We start from the raw sequence: 17,934 nt of genomic DNA on the forward strand, positions 1-17,934 counted from the left end.
TCACCCGTCCAGCGCCTTGACGAACAGCACCTTGCCACCGGCCGGCTGCGTTTCGCGTTCGATTACCGAGAAATGCCGCGGGTGCTTGCGCAGCAAATCGCTGAGCTTCTTCTGCCCGTACAGGCGCGGGTCGAAATTGGGTTTGATCTTGTTGAGGTAGGCACCCATGGTGCCAAGATGCGCCCACCCCTCCTCGTCCGATGCCTCTTCAATCGCCTGCTGCAGCAACTTCAAAGGCAGCGGCAATGGCCCGGAAGGCTTCGCAACCGGCGCGGCCTCCGGCGTTGACGTTGACGTTGACGTTGACGTAGGCGTGGGCGCCGGCCTGGGCTTGGCTGTCTTTGCCGCTGTTGCACGCGCGGACTTGACCGGCACGGGCGGCTCCGGCGCCTCGGCGCGCAGCACTTCGGTGTAGATGAACTTGTCACAGGCCTGCACGAACGGGTCCGGCGTCTTGTGTTCGCCGAAGCCGTACACGGTCAGCCCTTCCTCGCGCAGGCGCTGCGCCAGCCGGGTGAAATCGCTGTCGCTGGAGACCAGGCACATGCCGTCGAAGCGACCGGTGTACATCAGGTCCATCGCGTCGATGATCAGCGCACTGTCGGTGGCGTTCTTGCCGCTGGTGTAGGCGAACTGCTGCACCGGGCTGATCGAATGCTTGAGCAGCACCTTCTTCCATTGCCCCTGCTGCTGGGTGGTGAAATCGCCGTAGATGCGCTTGACGCTGGCCAGCCCGTACTTGGCCACCTCCGCCAGCAGGCCTTCGATCACCGAGGCCTGCGCGTTGTCGGCATCGATCAGCACCGCCAGCCGGCGCTGGCCGTCGTCGTGCGCCACGTGGGTGCGAGCTTTCATCGAACAGTCCTCATGCCATCACGTTTCATCCCTTGCAGGCCGTTGCCGCCCGCGGCGCTGCCCCCGTGCAATCTGGCGCCCCGTTGCCGGCGGCCCGCGCCTACGCAAGCGATAGCACCTGCCTACTCTCGAACCATCGCACAGTGCCGTCAATCGGGTCGCTGAAACGCAGCGCCTTGGCGAGCAGTTGCAGGGGCTGGCCGAGATCCTCAACCGCGCGTGGGCGCAACTGGGGATACAGGCTGTCATTGGCGATGGGCGCGCCCAGCGCCGCCATATGCACCCGCAGCTGATGCTTGCGGCCGGTGATCGGCTGCAGGGCGTAGCGCCACGCATGCGCGCCACGCTCGATCACGTCGATCCGTGTCCGAGCATTCGGCGCAGCCTGCGCTTCGCACATGCGGAAAAACGGCTCGCCCGCGCGCAGGTGCGAACTGCGCAGATGCGGCATCGGCAGCGCCGGCAACGGCGGCGCGATGGCCTCGTACCGTTTTTCAATCGCGCGCTGCTGGAACAAGGCCTGGTAGATCGATCGCGTGTTGGCGTTTGCGGAAAACAACACCAGCCCGGCGGTCTCGCGGTCGATGCGGTGCAGCGGCACCAGGTCGGCATTGCCCAACTGCGCCTGCAGCCGCGCCAACAGCGTCTCGCGCACGAAGCGCCCGGCCGGCATCACCGGCAGGAAGTGCGGCTTGTCGGCCACCACCAGGTTGGCATCCGCGAACACGATCTGCGCGTCGAACGGAATGCACGGCTCATCGGGCACCTCGCGGAAGTAACGCACCTCCATGCCCACCCGATAAAGCGCCGCAACGTCCAGCGCAACGCCGTTGGCATCCTGCACCAGGCCACGCGCGAAGCGATCCAGCCAGCGCTCGCGCGCAATCTGCGGAAAACGGGCGCAGAGCCCATCCAGCACGCTGCCCCAAGGGCCAGGCGGAAGCTGCAGGCGGCTAGCGTGCAATGCGTGAACTGGGTACGCCTCAGTGCAGCGGCACGCCTGTTTTCGCAGCGGCTTCCTCGCGGCTCACGCCCTCCGCAAGCTCCACCAGCGTCAGCCCGGCCGGGGACACGTCGAACACGCCCAGCTCGGTGATGATGCGGTCGACCACGCCCACGCCGGTCAGCGGCAGGGTGCACTTGGGCAGGATCTTCGATGTCCCGGCCTTGGTGACGTGCTCCATCAGCACCACCACGCGCTGCACGCCGGCCACCAGGTCCATCGCGCCGCCCATGCCCTTGACCATCTTGCCGGGCACCATCCAGTTGGCCAGGTCGCCCTTGTCGGTGACTTCCATCGCGCCGAGGATCGCCAGGTTGATGTGGCCGCCGCGGATCATCGCGAAGGAATCGTGGCTGCCAAAGAAACTGGCACCCGGCACCGTGGTCACGGTCTGCTTGCCGGCATTGATCAGGTCGGCGTCGAGCTCGGCTTCGGTCGGGAACGGGCCGATGCCGAGCAGGCCGTTCTCGCTCTGCAGCCACACGTTCATCCCGTCCGGGATGTAGTTGGCCACCAGCGTGGGCAGGCCGATGCCGAGGTTGACGTAGGCGCCGTCGGTGAGTTCGCGGGCGGCGCGCTGCGCCATCTGTTCGCGGGTCCAGGCCATCTGATTTTCTCCCTTCGCTCTAGTGAGTCGCAGCCGTCCATGGCGATACGACAATGATGTTCCGCATACCGGCCCGGCCATCCATGGCCGGGCGTTCGCCAGCGCGCGAGCCAGTGGCTCGCAAGCGCGCTGGACTCACCCTTCCGGCTGGCGGATGGTGCGCTGTTCGATGCGCTTCTCGGGCGTCGGGTTCACCACGATGCGCTGCACGTAGATGCCGGGCAGGTGCACGTGGTCGGGCTCGATCTCGCCGATTTCCACCAGTTCCTCGACTTCCACCACGCACACCTTGCCGGCCATCGCGCAGGCCGGGTTGAAATTGCGCGCGGTCTTGCGGAACACCAGGTTGCCGGCGGCGTCGGCCTTCCACGCCTTGACCAGCGACACGTCGGCCTTCAGCGCGGTTTCCATCACGTACATGCGGCCATCGAATTCGCGCGTTTCCTTGCCTTCGGCCACCACGGTGCCGTAGCCGGTGGCGGTGAAGAATGCGGGAATGCCCGCGCCACCGGCGCGCAGGCGCTCGGCCAGGGTGCCTTGCGGATTGAATTCCAGCTCCAGCTCTCCGGCCAGGAACTGGCGTTCGAATTCCTTGTTCTCGCCCACGTAGGACGAAATCATCTTCCTGATCTGCCGCGTGCCCAACAGCTGGCCGAGGCCGAAACCATCCACGCCGGCATTGTTGGAAATCACGGTCAACCCCTTCACGCCAGAGTCGCGCAATGCGGCGATCAGCGCCTCGGGGATGCCGCACAGGCCGAAGCCACCGACCGCAAGGGTCTGGCCGTCCGCCACCAGCCCATCCAGCGCGGCGGCGGCACTTGGGAACTGCTTGCTTGAAGCAGATTTGCTCTTGGCAGATGCCACGGGCGCGTCTCCGATACCAGGTAGAGCAGTCATTCTAGCGGTTCGTGCGACAACGCCCAGCGTACTTTCGGGCAATCGCGGCCCGCGCAGGCAGGCGCCGCGAACGTCCGTTAAAATGTACGGCTGGACCGGCAACGGTCACTTTTTTGCATTCCCAAGGACTCCCGCACGATGAAAATCCTCGTCGGCTACAAGCGCGTGGTGGACTACAACGTCCGCATCCAGGTCAAGCCGGACGGTTCCGGCGTGGTCACCGATGGCGTCAAGCTGTCGCCCAACCCATTCGACGACATCGCGCTGGAAGAAGCGCTGCGCCTGCGCGACGCGGGTGTCGCCACCGAAGTCGTGGTGGCCACCATTGCACCGGCCGACGCCCAGGCGCATCTGCGCAATGGCCTGGCAATGGGCGCCAACCGCGCCATCCACGTCGTGTGCGATGCGCCGATCCAGCCGCTGACGGCCGCTCGCACCCTGCTCAAGCTGATCGAGAAAGAGCAGCCCGACCTGGTGCTGCTGGGCAAGCAAGCCATCGACGACGACGCCAACCAGACCGGGCAGATGCTGGCCACGCTGTGGGACCGACCGCAGGCCACCTTCGCCAGCAAACTGACCGTGGCAGACGGCAAGGCCACGGTGGTGCGCGAGGTCGATGCCGGCCTGGAGACGCTGGAAGTGGACCTGCCGGCGGTAGTCACCACCGACCTGCGCTTGAACGAACCGCGCTTCATCAAGCTGCCGGACATCATGAAGGCCAAGGGCAAGCCGATGGAAACGATCGCCTTTGCCGATCTTGGCGTGGACGTGAACGATTCGTTCAAGACCGTCCATTACGCGCCGCCTGCCAAGCGCAGCCGCGGGGTGATGGTGAAAGATGCGGCCGAACTGGTTGCCGCGCTCAAGCAGAAGGGGTTGCTGTGATGGCCAAGGTCCTGATCGTCGCCGAGCATCTGAACGGCAAGCTCAATGCCGCCACCGCCAAGTGCGTTTCCGCCGCGCAGGCATTGCAGCCGGCGTCCATCGACATCGCGGTATTGGCCAGCGAGCCGGCCGCCATCGCCGCCGAAGCCGCGCAGATTGCGGGGGTCGGCAACGTCCTGACCGTTGCCAACGCCGCCAATGCCAATGCGATCGCGCAGGTGCAGGCCCCGCAGTTGGCCGCATTGGCCAAGGGCTACACCCACGTGCTTGGCCCTTCCACCACCTTCGGCAAGGACCTGATGCCGTGCGTGGCCGCGCTGCTGGGCGTCAACCAGGTCTCCGACCTGATGGCCGTGGACGGCGCGCATGCCTTCAAGCGCCCGATCTACGCCGGCAACGCGATCATCACGGTGGACACGCCGGCCGATGCCATGGTGGTGGCCACCGTGCGCACCGCGTCCTGGCCGGAAGCGCCCAAGGGCGGCAGCGCTGCCATCGCAGCCGCCAGCGTCGAGGCCGCGCTGCCGACGCACACCCGCTTCGTCGGGCTGGCCGCAGGCAAGTCCGACCGGCCCGACCTGCAGAGCGCCAGGCGCGTGGTATCGGGCGGCCGTGGCGTGGGGTCGGAAGAGAACTTCAAGATCATCTATGCGTTGGCCGACAAGCTGGGCGCCGGCGTCGGCGCTTCCCGCGCCGCAGTGGATGCCGGCTATGTGCCCAGCGACCTGCAAGTGGGCCAGACCGGCAAGATCATCGCGCCGGAGCTGTACGTGGCCGTCGGCATTTCCGGCGCCATCCAGCACCTGACCGGCATCAAGGATGCCGGCACCATCGTCGCCATCAACAAGGACGGCGACGCGCCGATCTTCGAGATCGCCGACATTGGACTGGTAGGCGACCTGTTCCAGATCCTGCCCGAGCTGGAAGCGGCGCTGGGCTGAGCCCTGCGGGCCGTTCAGCCCGGCTGGACGGCCGCGCCCGGAGCCCGTGGCGGAAACGCCAGCTCGAATCCGTTGCCCTGCAGGTCCAGGTTGGGGTTGTAGGCGGGATCGGACTGCAACACGGCGCCCCAGCGCGCCTGCATGAACGCCGCATCGCGCGCCAGCCGGGCGCGTTTTTCCGGCGTTCCGTCATGCCCGCGCGTGGCGGATTCGGCGTGGACCAGCGCGGCATGCGGGGTCCACAGGTTGCGATAGCCGGCCGCGCGGATGCGCAGGCACAGGTCCACGTCGTTGAACGCCACCGGCAGGGCCTCGTCCAGGCCACCGACCACCTCGAACACCTGCCGTCGCAGCAACAGGCACGCGCCGGTGACGGCCGACAGCTCCTGCACCAGCCGCAACCGGCCCATTTGGCCCGGCGTCTGCCGCGACCTGCCTGCATGGGGGTGCCCCGCCACGCCGTTCAGGCCCAGCAGCACCCCGGCATGCTGCAGGCGACCGTCCGGATACAGCAGCAACGCGCCAACGGCGCCAACCGTCGGCACCACGGCTTCAGCCACCATTTCGCGCAGCCAACCCGGCTCGATCACCTCGATGTCGTTGTTGATCAGCCCCAGCACCTGGCCACTGGCGTGGCGCGCCGCGACATTGTTGATCGCCGAGTAGTTGAACGGCGCATCGAAGCGCAGCACGCGCACCCGCGGATCGCCTGCAATCGCGTCCAGATAGGCCAGCGCCTGCGGATCGGTGGACTGGTTGTCCACCACCAGCACTTCCAGCGCGGGATACTCGGTGCGCTCCAGCAGGCCGCGCAGGCAGGTTCGCAGCAAATCGACGCGATCGCGCGTGGGCACGATCAGCGATACCGCCGGCACCGGCTGCGGCAGTTCGCGGTGCACGCGGATCCTGCCCGGCTCGGCGATGCCGGCCCGCGCCGGCTGCCCGGTCCTGTCCAGATGCGCCTGCACGGCGCGCAGCGCAGCATCCGATGCATACGCCTTGTCGGCGTGCGAGCGCGCGGTGGAGCCGGGGATCGCACGCCAGTGATACAGCACCCGTGGCACATGGCCGATCTGGTCTGGCTGCAGTTGCTCCACGCAGCGCAGCGCCAGATCCCAATCCTGGCTGCCTTCCAGTCCCGGCTGGAACCCGCCGATCGCACGCACCAGGTCGGCCGCATACATGCCAAAGTGGCTGATGCAGTTCTGCCCCAGCAGCAGGGCGTAATTGAAGTCCGGCTTGAAATAGGGGTCGAAGCGGTTGCCGGCTTCGTCGATCTTGTCTTCATCCGAATACAGCATCCGCCAGCGCGGATGCGCGTTGGCGGCCTCGACCATCTCCAGCAGGGCGTGCGGCGCCAGTGCATCGTCATGATCCAGCAACGCGACCCAGTCGCCGCGAGCCAGCGCCAGCGCGCTGTTGGATGCATGGCAGATATGCCCGTTGTGCGGCCGCCAGACAACCCGGATGCGCGCATCCCGGCGCATGTACCCTTCGATGACGCGGCGCACATGCGGCGCGGGCGAGCCGTCATCGGCGATGCACAGCTCCCAATGTGGATACGCCTGCGCCAGCACGCTGTCCAGGCAGGCGCGCAGCCAACGCTCCGGCGGCGCGTACACCGGCAACAGGATCGACACCAGCGGGGTCGCCGCCAGCTGCTGCACGCGCGCGCGCAGCCGTGCATTGCCCGGTCCCGGGGTGGCATCGTAGCGCTCCACCCACTCGCGATAATCGCCCTTGCTGCCGGCGCACAACCCGGCATAGGTGGCATAGGTCAGGTCGCCGGCGGCGCGCGGTCCCGCACGCAGCATTTCCGCCAGGCAGCGCCGCAGCAGGCGCCAGCCAGTACGCGCCCGCCCCAGCTGCGAGGCATGGCGCACCATCAGCGCGAGCGCCGCGACCTTGCCTTTCCGGCGCAGCTCGATGCGCGCTGCCAGCACCGCTGCGAAGCGCTGCATCGACACCAGCCGCAAGCGACAGGCATCGGTATGCAAACGCACCAGCGCACGCACCCGGCCGCTGGCATCCGGCAGGGGCAACACCACGCATTCATCGCCGTCAGGCGACGCTGCGGCGTAATCCACCAGCAAGTACAGCCGTCCGGCCACGGTGCCGGCGGCATCCAGCTGCAGGTCCAGCAGATGCCAGCCGCCCGCATGCGCATGGCCACCCTCACCGACCGCGATTTCAAGCGGCAGGGCCCGCGATGCCGTCCCGTTCACGACAACACATCCATGTCGATCCGCGTCATCGGCAAGCCGATGATGCCCACCGGCAATCCCTGCCCATCCGCATGAATCGCCAGCGCCTCGTGCGACCAATGCTGCACCACGTGTTGCTCCTGGGTACCGCGCGACAGGCCGATTGCAACGAAATACTCGCCGGCCTGCAGGCGCGGCATCTGGAACTCGAACCTGGCGCGATAACGTTCGCCCGCGTCAAGCTGCAACGACACCTCACGCATCGCCAGGAACGTGTTGTCGCCGAACAGCAGTTGCCCGGTCCGATCCTTCAAATAAAACCCGATGATCGGCGAACCGAAGGCCGCGCTGGCTTCGGCGACGATCTCCAGCGTGACCGCCTCGCCGCCCACCACGCAGGGCAATCGCCGCCCCTGCGCATCGAGCAGGGCGACATCCACCAGCCGCGCCGTTCCTTCCCCGAAGCCGGCATCCCGCGCCGGATCGAAGACCGGGACGTGGATGTCGTTGCGCAGCGCGCTGCGCAGCAGCAGGTCCTCGCGAACGTCACGCGCGATCGCCTGCTTCGCTCCGGTCGCGCGCGTCCTGCGCGGCGCCTCCATGCCCTCGCGGTCGGCGACCAGCGACTCCAGGTAGGCGTCGCTGACTTCGCGCGCGCCGCCCGCCAGCCGCAGGCGCCCGCGATCCAGCCAGATCGCACGGTCGCACAGCGCATTCACCGCACCGGTGTCGTGGCTGACGAACAACAGCGTGCCGCGCTGCTGGAACTCGCGCAGGAAGCGCATGCATTTCTGGGTGAAGTACGCGTCCCCCACCGCCAGTGCCTCATCGATGATCAGGAGATCGGCGTCCACATGCGCCATCACCGAAAACGCCAGCCGGAGCGCCATGCCGCTGGAATAGCTGCGCACCGGCTGGCGGATGAACTCGCCGATGTCGGCAAATGCCAGGATCGCCTCCAGCCTGGCATCCACGTCCGCGCGGGCCAGCCCGTGCAGCGCGGCGTTGAGATACACGTTCTCCAATCCGGTGAACTCCGGGTTGAATCCGCTGCCCAGCTCCAGCAGCGCGGCCACCCGCCCGTGCACGCGCACCTCGCCCTCGCTGGGCCGAAGCGTGCCGGCGATCAGCTGCAGCAGGGTCGATTTGCCCGAACCGTTGCGGCCGATGATGCCCAGGGTTTCGCCGCGACACACGTCCAGCTCCAAGTCGCGCAGCGCCCAGAATGCCTGCTGCTGGCGCGCCAGCCCAAGCAGCTCCAGCAACCGATGCCAGGGACGGGCGTACATCGCGTAGCGCTTGCCCAGTCCGCGCGCCTGGACGACCCGCTCAGAGCACATCGGCAAACCCCGGGCTCAGCCGGTGGAACAGCGCATGCCCCAGCGCGCAGAACAGCAGCGCCACGGCGGAATACAGCGCAAGCAGCGGCCAGTCCGGCCACAGCCCGAAGAACAGCACGCGGCGCAGCTGCTCGATGATCGTCGTGAGTGGATTGAGCTCGAACAGCCAGCGATAGCGCGCCGGCAGCGATGCCAACGGTACCAGCGCCGACGACAGGAACAGCATGGCGGTGGTTACCGGCGCGGTCAGTTGGCCGATGTCGCGCAGGTACACGCCCAGCGCGCCCAGCGCCCACAGCAGGCCCAGCAGGAACGGCAGGAACGGCAGCAGCACCAGCGGCAGCGACAGCGCACTGAGCGGCGGCGGGCCACGCCAGATCAGCATGGCGCCCAGCAACACCAGCAGGTTCATGCAGAACTGGAACAGCGCGCCGGCCAGCGCCGGCCACGGCAGGATGTCCAACGGAAACACCATGCGCGTGGCGTAGCTGGCACGCGAGACGACCAGCGTCGGGGCTCGGGTCAGGCATTCGGCAAACAGGCCATGCACGGCCAGGCCCGCAAACAGCACCAGGGCAAAATCGTGCCAGTTGTCCACGCCCGGCCAGCGCGCCTTGAGCAGGTGGCCGAAGGCAAGCATGTACACGCCCAGCATCAGCAGCGGCGTCACCAGCGCCCACAGCAGGCCCAGCGCTGCGCCCCGGTAACGATCCAGCAGATCGCGCTTGGCAAGCTCCCACGCCAGCCACAGGTGCTGGCGCGTGGCCGGAATCGGCCCGGCGCTGGTTCGCGACGCACGCATCATTGATCCTTGCCGGCCCGGCCTGGCGACGTCACTGCACGCGCTGGCGCAGGTAATTGAGCAAGTCGATGCGGGTGACCAGGCCCAGGAAGCACTCGCCGTCCATCACGATGGCGACATGACCGCGATCGAACACCGGCAGCAGCGCCTCGATGGCAGCATGCACATCGACCTTGTCGAGACGGCTGACCATCGCAGTGGCGACCGGGTCGGCAAAGCGCGCTTCATCGCCGTACACGTGCAGCAGCACGTCGGACTCATCCAGCATGCCGACGATCCGCTCGCCCTCCAGCACCGGCAGCTGCGATACGTCATGCGCGCGCAGGCGCTGCCAAGCGGTGCTCAGCAGGTCGTCGGGGGCCACGGTCACCGTGTCATTCGCGGCGAACGGGCGCAGGATCAGGTCACGAAGATCGCCAAACTGCCGCCGGGCGGGCTCCGCGGTGTGGTGCAGGGCGCTTTCCAGCCCGCGCCTGCCGGCGTCCACCCATGCGTCGAGCAGCGCTTCCGGCAGCTGCCACCGGGCGCCGGCCTCGGCCACCGTGGTTGCACCCTGAAGAATCTCCAGCACCAGCGCCATCTTGCGCTGCACCGGCCACGTCTCGCCCATGTCACTCATCGCCACGCCCGTCCACAGTCCCGATGCAGCGTAGCATCGACACGGGCCAGCGCGCCTCCGGAAACGTCTCGCCAGGAGGCGGGCGACGACGGCAGGCGAAGACGCCGGCGTCGCCCACGCGCACTCAGTTGGCGCGTTCGTACATCTGCAGAAGTCGCTGTTTGGCCGCGAGTTTTTCACGTTTCATCTGGCCCAGCGTGCTGTCGGCCACCGGCAATACGCCAAGCTCGGCATCCAGCACCTTCCGGTCAAGTTCGCGGTGCCGGTACAGCAACTGCCGGAATTCGCTGTTCGCCTTCATCAGTGCCTCGATTTCGGACTGCGGCTGTCTTTCGAACATGAAAACCTCCTGCCTGAACGATGCGCCGCGTCGCTGCGCGGTGCGGGGGGATGGCAGCGCGAGCTGCCAGGAATGACGCTGCCGGGCACCGCCCGGCGGCGAAACACGCGGGGCCGGCACAATGGCGGGCCCGGAAACGAAAACGCCCCGGCACGAAGGCACGGGGCGTCACGGATGTTGCAACGAATGCGGCGGCGGGATGCGTCATCCACCGGCCGCTGCCGCGATCCTGGCTTGCGGCGGCGTTCTCCGGGTTGTCGAACGGGTCATGCATCGGCCGGTCTCCGGCCAGATGGTGGTGGTGATTGGAACCATCTGGGTATTCGACCCTACGCCTGCGTGCAGGGCTTGGCAAGTGTCGTGAATGAACTATTCAGGCAATTGCCAAGACCGGCAGGATTATCGTAGATGATTGATTATTCAAGGGTTATTCGGAACGAATATGTCGACCCTGCGGTTCTTGGCGCGGCCTGCAGCGGTCTTGTTGTCGGCCACCGGCTCGCTGGCTCCCTTGCCCTGCGCATCGACGCGTGAACGCGCCAGACCCGCAGCCACCAGGCTGGCGCGCACCTGCTGCGCGCGCTTCTCGGACAAGGCCTGGTTGGACGCCGCCGTGCCCTGGCTGTCGGTATGCGCCCGCACCTGCACCGCGCCGCCGGGCAGCGCGCTCAAATAAATGCCCAACGCCTTGAGGCTGTCTGCTGCGGCGCGGGTCAGCTGCGCCTGCCCGGAGGCGAAGGCATCGCCGCTCAAGGTGAACACATCACCGCGCGCGTCGCGTCGCACTGGCGGCAATTTCGCCCCGGCCACCAGTTCGGCCTCCTTGCGCGCCAGCGCCGCCTCCTTTTCACGCGCCGCATCCACCTTGCCCTGCTGCTCCACTTGGGCACCGTCCAACGCGGCTTCGGCTTGCTCGGCCTGCACCCGCAGGCGCGCGGCCTCCTCGGCCTGCAGTTGCGCCTGGATGCGCATGCGCTCGGCCTCGGCACGGGCGCGATCGGCATCACGGCGGCTGGCTTCGACCAGCAGCTCGCTGCGCTCGCGATCCAGCCGATCCAGTTCGCGCCGTGCTGCTTCAATGCGGGCCGCCTGCTCGGCGATGCCGACGCGACGCTCGGCCTGCACCAAGGCAGCCGGCAGGTTGCGGCGGCTGACCGTGGCCAGCGTGGCCAGCGCCTGCCGCGCCTGCAGGCGCTCGTATTGCGCGAACGGGTTCAGCCGCGCATCGGCGTCCAGCGCCAGCAACCGCTGCTCCGGCGCGCCGGCCGGCGCCGGGAAATCCAGCGGGTCGGCCAGGCTCGTGCCCGGCTCCATCTGCAGCCGCGCCTGCAGGTCGGCCACTTCGGCCTGCTTCTGCAGGAATTCGGCACGGGTGCGTTCGGCGCTGCTGCGCACCCGGGCGAGGTCGGCGGCAGCGGCGGCGGCCAGCGCGGCATCGCGGGCCTCGTCACTGCGACCGCGCGCCATCGCTGCCTGTGCACTTTGCAGCGCACTGCGTGCCGCGTTCAGGGCCTCCGCTGCGTACTGGTCGGCATCGGCGGCCTCGGCGCGCGTCACCGCCTGCTGCGCAGCAGCCAGCTCGGCGGTCGGTGGCGGCAAGCTGGCGCAGCCCGCAAGCAGCAGCGTGCAACCGAGGGCAGGGGCATACAGGGCGATACGGAAGTGTGCGAAGCTTTGGCGCATGGGAGGTCACGGCTCAGCGAATGGGTCGGGATCATTGTGAGAAGCCGCTGCCGGCGATGCAACGCCGGGATGCGCAGCAAGGGGAACACCATGGATATCACCCACTTCTTCAAGCTGATGGCGGACAAGGACGCCTCGGACATGTTCCTGTCCACCGGTGCGCCGGTGAACATCAAGATCGAAGGCGTGCTGCAGCCGATGAGCGACAAGCCGCTCACCGCCGGCGAATGCCGGGACATCGCCTACGGGCTGATGGACACGGCGCAGGTGGCCGAGTTCGAGCGCGAGAAAGAGCTGAACATGGCGATCTCGGTGCCCGGCAGCGGCCGCTTCCGCGTCAACGTGTTCCAGCAGCGCGGCGAAGTCGGCATGGTGATCCGTACCATCCGCAGCATCATCCCCAGCATCGAGGAACTGCAGCTGCCGCTGGTGCTGAAGGACATCATCATGGCGCCGCGCGGGCTGGTGCTGATCGTCGGTTCAACCGGCTCCGGCAAGTCCACCACGCTGGCGTCGATGATCGACCATCGCAACAGCACCAGCACCGGTCATATCCTGACCATCGAAGACCCGATCGAATACCTGCACCGGCACAAGCTGTCGGTGGTCAACCAGCGCGAGGTCGGGCTGGACACGCACAGCTTCCACGCCGCCCTGAAGAACGCGATGCGCGAGGCGCCGGACGTGATCCTGATCGGCGAAATCCGCGACGCGCAGACGATGGAGGCGGCGATCGCGTTCGCCGAAACCGGCCACATCTGCCTGGCCACGCTGCACTCCAACAACGCCGACCAGACCATCGAGCGCATTCTCAATTTCTTCCCCGAAGGTGCGCACAAGAACGTGCTGATGAACCTCGCGCTGAACCTCAAGGCGGTGATCAGCCAGCGCCTGGTGCTGGGCATGGACGGCCGCCGCATGCCGGCCACCGAGGTGCTGATCAACACGCCGATGATCCGCGACCTGCTGCGTCGCGGGCAGGTGCACGAAATCAAGATGGCCATGGAAGACTCGCTGCAGGAAGGCATGCAGAGTTTCGACCAGTGCCTGTTCCGGCTGCACAAGGACGGCAGGATCGAGCTCGAGGAGGCATTGAAGGCGGCCGACTCGCGCGATGGCCTGGCGCTCAAATTCCGCCTGTCGGAAGGCGCCGCCGGCGATCACGACCCTTACGCGGACGTGTTCGCCACGCACTGAACGGCAGAAAGGGGGCGGGGAATCAAGCCTGCTTGATTCCCACTCCATCCCCTTTCGGGCTGTGCGCGGGGGCGTCGGGCTGCCGTTCCGGGCGCGCCGCATCGAACGCCGGCAGTGCCAGGCAGGCCGATTCGATGCGCGCAAGCGTGGGGTAGCAGGACATGTCCATGCCAAACCGGCGCGCGTTGTAGATCTGCGGAATCAGGCAGCAGTCGGCCACGGTGGGCGCGTTGCCTTCGCAGAATTCGCCAGTGGAGGGATGCCCGTCCAGCAGCGTCTCCGCCGCGCGGAAACCGTCGTCGATCCAGTGCTTCACCCATTGATCGCGCTCTGGCTGCGGCACGTTCCATTCGTGTTCGAAATACTGCAGCACGCGCAGGTTGTTGAGCGGATGCACCTCGCAGGCGACCAGCTGGGCCAGCGCGCGCACGCGCTGGCGCTCGCGCGCGGTCGCCGGCAGCAGCGCCGGCGTCGGCCAGACTTCGTCCAGGTATTCCAGGATCGCCAGCGACTGGCTCAACCGGCGCTGCCCGTGCCCAAGCGTCGGCACCAACTGCTGCGGATTGACCTGCCGATAGGCGTCCGAATGTTGCTGCCCGCCATCCTGCACCAGGTGCACCGGCACGATGTCGTAGGCCAGCCCTTTCAGGTTGAGGCCGATGCGGACGCGGTACGCCGCACTGGAACGCCAGTAGGAATACAGCCTCAGCGATTCGCTCATGCGGTCACCATAGCGCGTCGCACGCGTGGCGCGAAAGACCGTTCACCATGCTGGTTCAACCGCCCGCCCGGGCAGCCCGTCACGGGACAGGCTGCTGCTCGATGCGCTGTTCGATGGCACCGAACACGTCGTTGCCGGCGTGATCCAGCATCTGGATGCGCACGGTGTCGCCGAACTTCATGAAGGGCGTGCTGGGTTTGCCATCGCGCAGGGTTTCCACCGTGCGCCGCTCGGCGAAGCAGGATGCCCCCAGCGAAGTGTCTTCGTTGGCCACCGTGCCCGAGCCGACAATCGTGCCGGCAGACAGCGGCCGGGTTCGCGCCGCGTGGGCCACCAGCTGGGCAAAATCGAACTGCATGTCCACGCCGGCTTCCGGCGCGCCGAACCACTCCCCGTTGACATGGGTGAGCATCGGCAAGTGCACCTTGTTGCCCTGCCACGCGTCGCCCAGTTCATCCGGGGTCGCCAACACCGGGCTCAGCGCGCTGCGCGGCTTGGACTGCAGGAAGCCGAAGCCCTTGGCCAGTTCCGGCGGGATCAGGTTGCGCAGCGACACATCGTTGACCAGGCCGATCAGCTGGATATGCGCCGCCGCCTGCTCCGGCGTGACGGCCATGGGCACGTCGTCGGTGACGATCACGATCTCCGCTTCCAGATCGATGCCGTAGTCCTCGCTGACCACCTTGACCGGGTCGCGCGGGCCGAGGAAACCGGCACTGACCGCCTGGTACATCAGCGGATCAACATAAAAGCTTTCCGGCACCAGCGCGCCGCGCGCGCGACGGACGCGCTCGACATGCGGCAGGTAGGCGCTGCCATCCACGAATTCATACGCGCGCGGCAGCGGCGCCGCCAAGGCATGCATGTCCAGATCGAATGCACCCGGCGCCGAGCCGTCGTTGAGTGCCTCCGACAAGCCGTTGAGGCGCGGCGCGGTGTTTTCCCAGTCTTCCAGCGCCTGCTGCAGGGTCGATGCGATCCCGCTGGCACGCACCGCCCGCTTGAGGTCGCGTGAGACCACGATCAGGGTGCCGTCGCGCCCGCCTTCCTTGAGTGAACCCAGCTTCATCGCACCCTCGCAGCGTCATTCAATATTGTTGCAATTGTAACGATCAAAGCAGCCGCACTGCATCAATCGCCCAGAAAACCCGCAGAGCGGAACGTCAGTACCAGCGTATCGCGATGGCCGCCAGCGGCATCCAGCGGCTGGATCGGCGTGGACTCGTGGATCACCCGCGCATCGTCCAGCAACAGCAGCGACCACGGCTCGCTCAGGGTGAAGCGCTGGCCGTCCGGGCCGTGCGCATCGAACACCCGCGTCTCGCCGCCCTTGATCGCCTGCCGCGCCACCAGCAGCACCGCCACGAAATCCACGCCATCGCGGTGCGCCCCTTCCGGGGTCGGCCGCCCCACGCCGTCGCTGGTATCGATGCGGAACTGATGCGCCTCGACGTGCCAGCACGCGGCCTGCCTCTGCCCCGAACACACCTTCGCCAACGCGCGGATCAGCGCCGGCCACGCAGGCTGTGCGATCGTGGTGGGCGCAACCGGCTCGAACCAGCGCTCCATGCCGCCATGCAGGGCGTTGTATTCCACGGGTTGCCAGTGCATGCGATGCGGCACTGGTCGCAGCTGCTCGTCTTCGACGATGAAGCAGGCGTGCCGACGCTTGCGGTAGCGGCCACCGTCCTTCAGATAGGTATCCGGACACAGATCGTCCCAGCTGGGCGCCAGCGCCTGCAGCGCAGTCATCGGCAGGCCGGCCAGGGTTGCCAGGTCGGCAGCCGCGAGGACCGCGCAACCGCGTTCACGCAATGCGCGATCCAGCGCAGGCAGCGGCACGGCAGGCGGCGCAAACGTGGTGACAGGGGACATGGCGCGCGATTCCGGGAGGAGCCGCATTGTCGCATCACGGGTGTTGACGCAAAACAAAGCCCGCCGTGCGGCGGGCTTTGTTGAGTTTGCAACTTCGAATGTGGCAGCCCCGGATGGATTCGAACCACCGAATGCCTGAGTCAGAGTCAGGTGCCTTACCGCTTGGCGACGGGGCTATGGCGCAAATTGTACTGCGTTCCGCATGAAGATGAACGCAACGCAATCCATTCGTGCATCTGTCGAAGCGCGACGGCGAGGGCGGTACGAAAACGCACGCCCGCCGGCGCGCCAACGCCAGGCAACGAAGGAATCAGCGCTTGGAGAACTGGGTCGCGCGACGCGCCTTGTGCAGGCCGACCTTCTTGCGCTCGACTTCGCGCGCATCGCGGGTCATGAAACCCGCCTTGCGCAGTTCGAGCTTCAGCGTTTCGTCATACTCGACCAGCGCACGGGCGATGCCCAGGCGGATCGCACCGGCCTGACCGGTGGTGCCGCCGCCGGTGGTGGTGACCTTGATGTCGAAGGTTTCCGTGTGCTTGGTCAACGTCAGCGGCTGGCGCACGATCATGCGCGCGGTCTCGCGGCCGAAGAACTCGTCCAGCGGACGGTCGTTGACGGTGATGTTGCCGGTACCCTTGCGCAGGAACACGCGGGCGGTGGAGGACTTGCGGCGGCCGGTGCCGTAGTTTTGCGTGATAGCCATGATTAGATGTCCAGAACTTGCGGCTGCTGGGCGGCGTGCGGATGCTCGGCGCCGGCGTAGACCTTGAGCTTGCGGTACATCGCGCGGCCCAGCGGGCCCTTGGGCAGCATGCCCTTCACCGCGATCTCGATCACGCGCTCCGGGTGGCGCTCCAGCGCCTGGCCCAGGTTCTCCGACTTCAGGTTGCCAACGTAGCCGGTGAAGCGGTAATACATTTTGTCCTGCAGCTTCTTGCCGGTCACCACGATCTTGTCGGCGTTGATCACGACCAGATAGTCGCCGGTATCAACGTGCGGGGTGAAAACGGGCTTGTGCTTGCCGCGCAGGCGATAGGCCAGTGCTGCGGCCAGACGCCCCAGGGTCTTGCCCTCGGCGTCAACGATGTACCAGTCGCGCTGGACGGTCTCGTTCTTGGCGATGAAAGTTTTCATGACGAACTCTTTGAAGGGGTGCTTGGTCGGGCTGGTTCCAATTTCCGGAACGGCGCCTCGCGTTGTATCCCGCATCGCTTTTCTGACGCGAAAGAAGCGGAATCATAGCCCGCCTCGCCACCAGGCGCAAGCACGCCCCGATCCCGGTTCCGGCTGCCCGCCCGGGCCTAGAATTGACCAATGACCATGATCCGCCACCTGAGCCCCCTCGACCGCCTGCTGGATTCCACCCAGAACGCCTTGTCCACCGTTCTGGGAACCCCGCGCGCGCAGCGTGCCAATCCCGGCCTGGACGAGCCCGAGGCTGAGTTGGACGAAGGCGAGCGCCGGCATGCCGCCGGACTGATGCGGGTCAACCACGCCGGCGAGGTCTGCGCGCAAGCGCTCTATATCGGCCAAGCCGCGGTCGCGCGCGACCCGGCCACGCGCCAGCACTTGCTGGAGGCCGCGCAGGAAGAAACCGACCACCTGGCGTGGTGCGCGGATCGCCTGCGCGAACTGGAAGCGCGCCCGAGCCTGTTCAACCCGCTGTGGTATGCGGGAAGCTGGGCGATCGGGGCCGCCGCCGGCTTGCGCGGCGACGGCTGGAATCTGGGGTTCGTGGTGGAGACCGAACGCCAGGTGGAAGCGCACCTGCAAGAGCACCTGCAAACGCTGCCCGAAACCGATACCCGCAGCCGGGCCATCCTGCGCGTGATGAAGGGCGACGAAGCACGCCACGCCGACAACGCGCTGGCAGCAGGCGCACGGCGTCTGCCGCGGCCAATCCCGCGCCTGATGGCCGTCGCCTCGAAGGTGATGAAATCGGTGGCATACCGAACCTGAGCC

General features: G+C 67.1%; 18 protein-coding genes, 1 tRNA gene and 1 pseudogene. 4 read left to right on the forward strand and 16 right to left on the reverse strand.

All coding sequences use genetic code 11. The features are described from left to right. From LIW09_RS11150 to LIW09_RS11165, 4 genes are all read right to left on the reverse strand, one after another. A complete protein-coding gene (locus LIW09_RS11150; protein WP_256645690.1) occupies positions 1–855 on the reverse strand; it encodes an NYN domain-containing protein in 855 nt (284 codons plus the stop codon). Positions 856–955: 100 nt separating this feature from the next. Continuing rightward, a complete protein-coding gene (locus tag LIW09_RS11155) occupies positions 956–1,774 on the reverse strand; it encodes a pseudouridine synthase (RefSeq protein ID WP_338064817.1) in 819 nt (272 codons plus the stop codon). 64 nt (positions 1,775–1,838) lie between these two features. Continuing rightward, positions 1,839–2,465, reverse strand: a complete 627-nt coding sequence (locus LIW09_RS11160) for a CoA transferase subunit B (RefSeq protein WP_256645692.1) — start codon at positions 2,463–2,465, stop codon at positions 1,839–1,841. 135 nt (positions 2,466–2,600) lie between these two features. Next, positions 2,601–3,332, reverse strand: a complete 732-nt coding sequence (locus LIW09_RS11165) for a CoA transferase subunit A (protein WP_256645693.1) — start codon at positions 3,330–3,332, stop codon at positions 2,601–2,603. Between the two features lie 171 nt (positions 3,333–3,503). On the opposite strand from LIW09_RS11165, the gene LIW09_RS11170 reads away from it, so the two are divergent. Continuing rightward, positions 3,504–4,250: an electron transfer flavoprotein subunit beta/FixA family protein gene (locus tag LIW09_RS11170; RefSeq protein ID WP_256645694.1), complete on the forward strand. Its 747-nt coding sequence runs from the start codon at positions 3,504–3,506 to the stop codon at positions 4,248–4,250. Continuing rightward, positions 4,250–5,191, forward strand: a complete 942-nt coding sequence (locus LIW09_RS11175) for an electron transfer flavoprotein subunit alpha/FixB family protein (protein ID WP_256645695.1) — start codon at positions 4,250–4,252, stop codon at positions 5,189–5,191. Before LIW09_RS11170 ends, LIW09_RS11175 begins: the two co-directional genes overlap by 1 nt. A gap of 14 nt (positions 5,192–5,205) precedes the next feature. Here the strand turns inward: LIW09_RS11175 and LIW09_RS11180 are convergent, their stop codons facing one another. From LIW09_RS11180 to LIW09_RS11205, 6 genes and pseudogenes are all read right to left on the reverse strand, one after another. Beyond that, the gene (locus LIW09_RS11180; protein WP_256645696.1) at positions 5,206–7,416 is read right to left on the reverse strand and encodes a glycosyltransferase family 2 protein; all 2,211 of its coding nucleotides are present in this window, start codon (positions 7,414–7,416) and stop codon (positions 5,206–5,208) included. Continuing rightward, positions 7,413–8,735 (reverse strand): ABC transporter ATP-binding protein, encoded by a 1,323-nt coding sequence (locus LIW09_RS11185; RefSeq protein WP_256645697.1) that lies wholly within the window; start codon positions 8,733–8,735, stop codon positions 7,413–7,415. Before LIW09_RS11185 ends, LIW09_RS11180 begins: the two co-directional genes overlap by 4 nt. Next, complete coding sequence (locus tag LIW09_RS11190) at positions 8,725–9,537, reverse strand: ABC transporter permease (protein WP_256645698.1); 813 nt, start codon at positions 9,535–9,537, stop codon at positions 8,725–8,727. The genes LIW09_RS11185 and LIW09_RS11190 overlap by 11 nt, the downstream gene beginning before the upstream one ends. Before the next feature lie 31 nt (positions 9,538–9,568). After that, a pseudogene (locus LIW09_RS11195) lies at positions 9,569–9,967 on the reverse strand (CBS domain-containing protein); the annotation flags it as partial. A gap of 313 nt (positions 9,968–10,280) precedes the next feature. After that, a complete protein-coding gene (locus LIW09_RS11200) occupies positions 10,281–10,496 on the reverse strand; it encodes an HP1242/YdcH family protein (RefSeq protein ID WP_256645699.1) in 216 nt (71 codons plus the stop codon). 420 nt (positions 10,497–10,916) lie between these two features. Next, positions 10,917–12,179, reverse strand: coding sequence for an OmpA family protein (locus tag LIW09_RS11205; RefSeq protein ID WP_256645700.1), 1,263 nt, complete (start codon positions 12,177–12,179; stop codon positions 10,917–10,919). A 90-nt stretch (positions 12,180–12,269) separates the two neighbouring features. Here LIW09_RS11205 and LIW09_RS11210 point away from each other — a divergent pair, with 90 nt between their 5' ends. Then, positions 12,270–13,376, forward strand: a complete 1,107-nt coding sequence (locus LIW09_RS11210; protein WP_256645701.1) for a PilT/PilU family type 4a pilus ATPase — start codon at positions 12,270–12,272, stop codon at positions 13,374–13,376. A gap of 22 nt (positions 13,377–13,398) precedes the next feature. On the opposite strand, the gene maiA is transcribed toward LIW09_RS11210, so the two are convergent. From maiA to rplM, 6 genes are all read right to left on the reverse strand, one after another. Further along, the gene (maiA, locus tag LIW09_RS11215) at positions 13,399–14,097 is read right to left on the reverse strand and encodes a maleylacetoacetate isomerase (protein ID WP_256645702.1); all 699 of its coding nucleotides are present in this window, start codon (positions 14,095–14,097) and stop codon (positions 13,399–13,401) included. A 79-nt stretch (positions 14,098–14,176) separates the two neighbouring features. Beyond that, positions 14,177–15,166 (reverse strand): fumarylacetoacetate hydrolase family protein, encoded by a 990-nt coding sequence (locus LIW09_RS11220; RefSeq protein ID WP_256645703.1) that lies wholly within the window; start codon positions 15,164–15,166, stop codon positions 14,177–14,179. A gap of 62 nt (positions 15,167–15,228) precedes the next feature. Beyond that, positions 15,229–15,972: a 2OG-Fe dioxygenase family protein gene (locus LIW09_RS11225; protein ID WP_256645704.1), complete on the reverse strand. Its 744-nt coding sequence runs from the start codon at positions 15,970–15,972 to the stop codon at positions 15,229–15,231. A 101-nt stretch (positions 15,973–16,073) separates the two neighbouring features. Further along, a tRNA-Gln gene (locus LIW09_RS11230) sits at positions 16,074–16,148 on the reverse strand. A gap of 134 nt (positions 16,149–16,282) precedes the next feature. Beyond that, entirely contained in the window at positions 16,283–16,675 is a 393-nt protein-coding gene (rpsI, locus tag LIW09_RS11235) for a 30S ribosomal protein S9 (protein ID WP_256645705.1), read from the reverse strand. A gap of 2 nt (positions 16,676–16,677) precedes the next feature. Next, positions 16,678–17,106: a 50S ribosomal protein L13 gene (gene rplM / locus LIW09_RS11240; RefSeq protein ID WP_256645706.1), complete on the reverse strand. Its 429-nt coding sequence runs from the start codon at positions 17,104–17,106 to the stop codon at positions 16,678–16,680. A 180-nt stretch (positions 17,107–17,286) separates the two neighbouring features. On the opposite strand from rplM, the gene coq7 reads away from it, so the two are divergent. Beyond that, positions 17,287–17,931, forward strand: a complete 645-nt coding sequence (gene coq7 / locus LIW09_RS11245) for a 2-polyprenyl-3-methyl-6-methoxy-1,4-benzoquinone monooxygenase (RefSeq protein ID WP_256645707.1) — start codon at positions 17,287–17,289, stop codon at positions 17,929–17,931. Positions 17,932–17,934: the final 3 nt, after the last annotated feature.

Source organism: Thermomonas paludicola (genome assembly GCF_024498955.1).
Classification (GTDB): Bacteria; Pseudomonadota; Gammaproteobacteria; order Xanthomonadales; family Xanthomonadaceae; genus Thermomonas; species Thermomonas paludicola.

Bases quoted from the DNA above. Each gene is read 5' to 3' on its own strand.
- LIW09_RS11150 (WP_256645690.1), bottom strand. From the start codon at position 855: ATGAAAGCTCGCACCCACGTGGCGCACGACGACGGCCAGCGCCGGCTG.
- LIW09_RS11160 (WP_256645692.1), bottom strand. From the start codon at position 2,465: ATGGCCTGGACCCGCGAACAGATGGCGCAGCGCGCCGCCCGCGAACTC.
- LIW09_RS11170 (WP_256645694.1), top strand. From the start codon at position 3,504: ATGAAAATCCTCGTCGGCTACAAGCGCGTGGTGGACTACAACGTCCGC.
- LIW09_RS11175 (WP_256645695.1), top strand. From the start codon at position 4,250: ATGGCCAAGGTCCTGATCGTCGCCGAGCATCTGAACGGCAAGCTCAAT.
- LIW09_RS11185 (WP_256645697.1), bottom strand. From the start codon at position 8,735: ATGTGCTCTGAGCGGGTCGTCCAGGCGCGCGGACTGGGCAAGCGCTAC.
- LIW09_RS11190 (WP_256645698.1), bottom strand. From the start codon at position 9,537: ATGCGTGCGTCGCGAACCAGCGCCGGGCCGATTCCGGCCACGCGCCAG.
- LIW09_RS11200 (WP_256645699.1), bottom strand. From the start codon at position 10,496: ATGTTCGAAAGACAGCCGCAGTCCGAAATCGAGGCACTGATGAAGGCG.
- LIW09_RS11205 (WP_256645700.1), bottom strand. From the start codon at position 12,179: ATGCGCCAAAGCTTCGCACACTTCCGTATCGCCCTGTATGCCCCTGCC.
- LIW09_RS11210 (WP_256645701.1), top strand. From the start codon at position 12,270: ATGGATATCACCCACTTCTTCAAGCTGATGGCGGACAAGGACGCCTCG.
- maiA (WP_256645702.1), bottom strand. From the start codon at position 14,097: ATGAGCGAATCGCTGAGGCTGTATTCCTACTGGCGTTCCAGTGCGGCG.
- LIW09_RS11220 (WP_256645703.1), bottom strand. From the start codon at position 15,166: ATGAAGCTGGGTTCACTCAAGGAAGGCGGGCGCGACGGCACCCTGATC.
- LIW09_RS11225 (WP_256645704.1), bottom strand. From the start codon at position 15,972: ATGTCCCCTGTCACCACGTTTGCGCCGCCTGCCGTGCCGCTGCCTGCG.
- rpsI (WP_256645705.1), bottom strand. From the start codon at position 16,675: ATGGCTATCACGCAAAACTACGGCACCGGCCGCCGCAAGTCCTCCACC.
- rplM (WP_256645706.1), bottom strand. From the start codon at position 17,106: ATGAAAACTTTCATCGCCAAGAACGAGACCGTCCAGCGCGACTGGTAC.
- coq7 (WP_256645707.1), top strand. From the start codon at position 17,287: ATGACCATGATCCGCCACCTGAGCCCCCTCGACCGCCTGCTGGATTCC.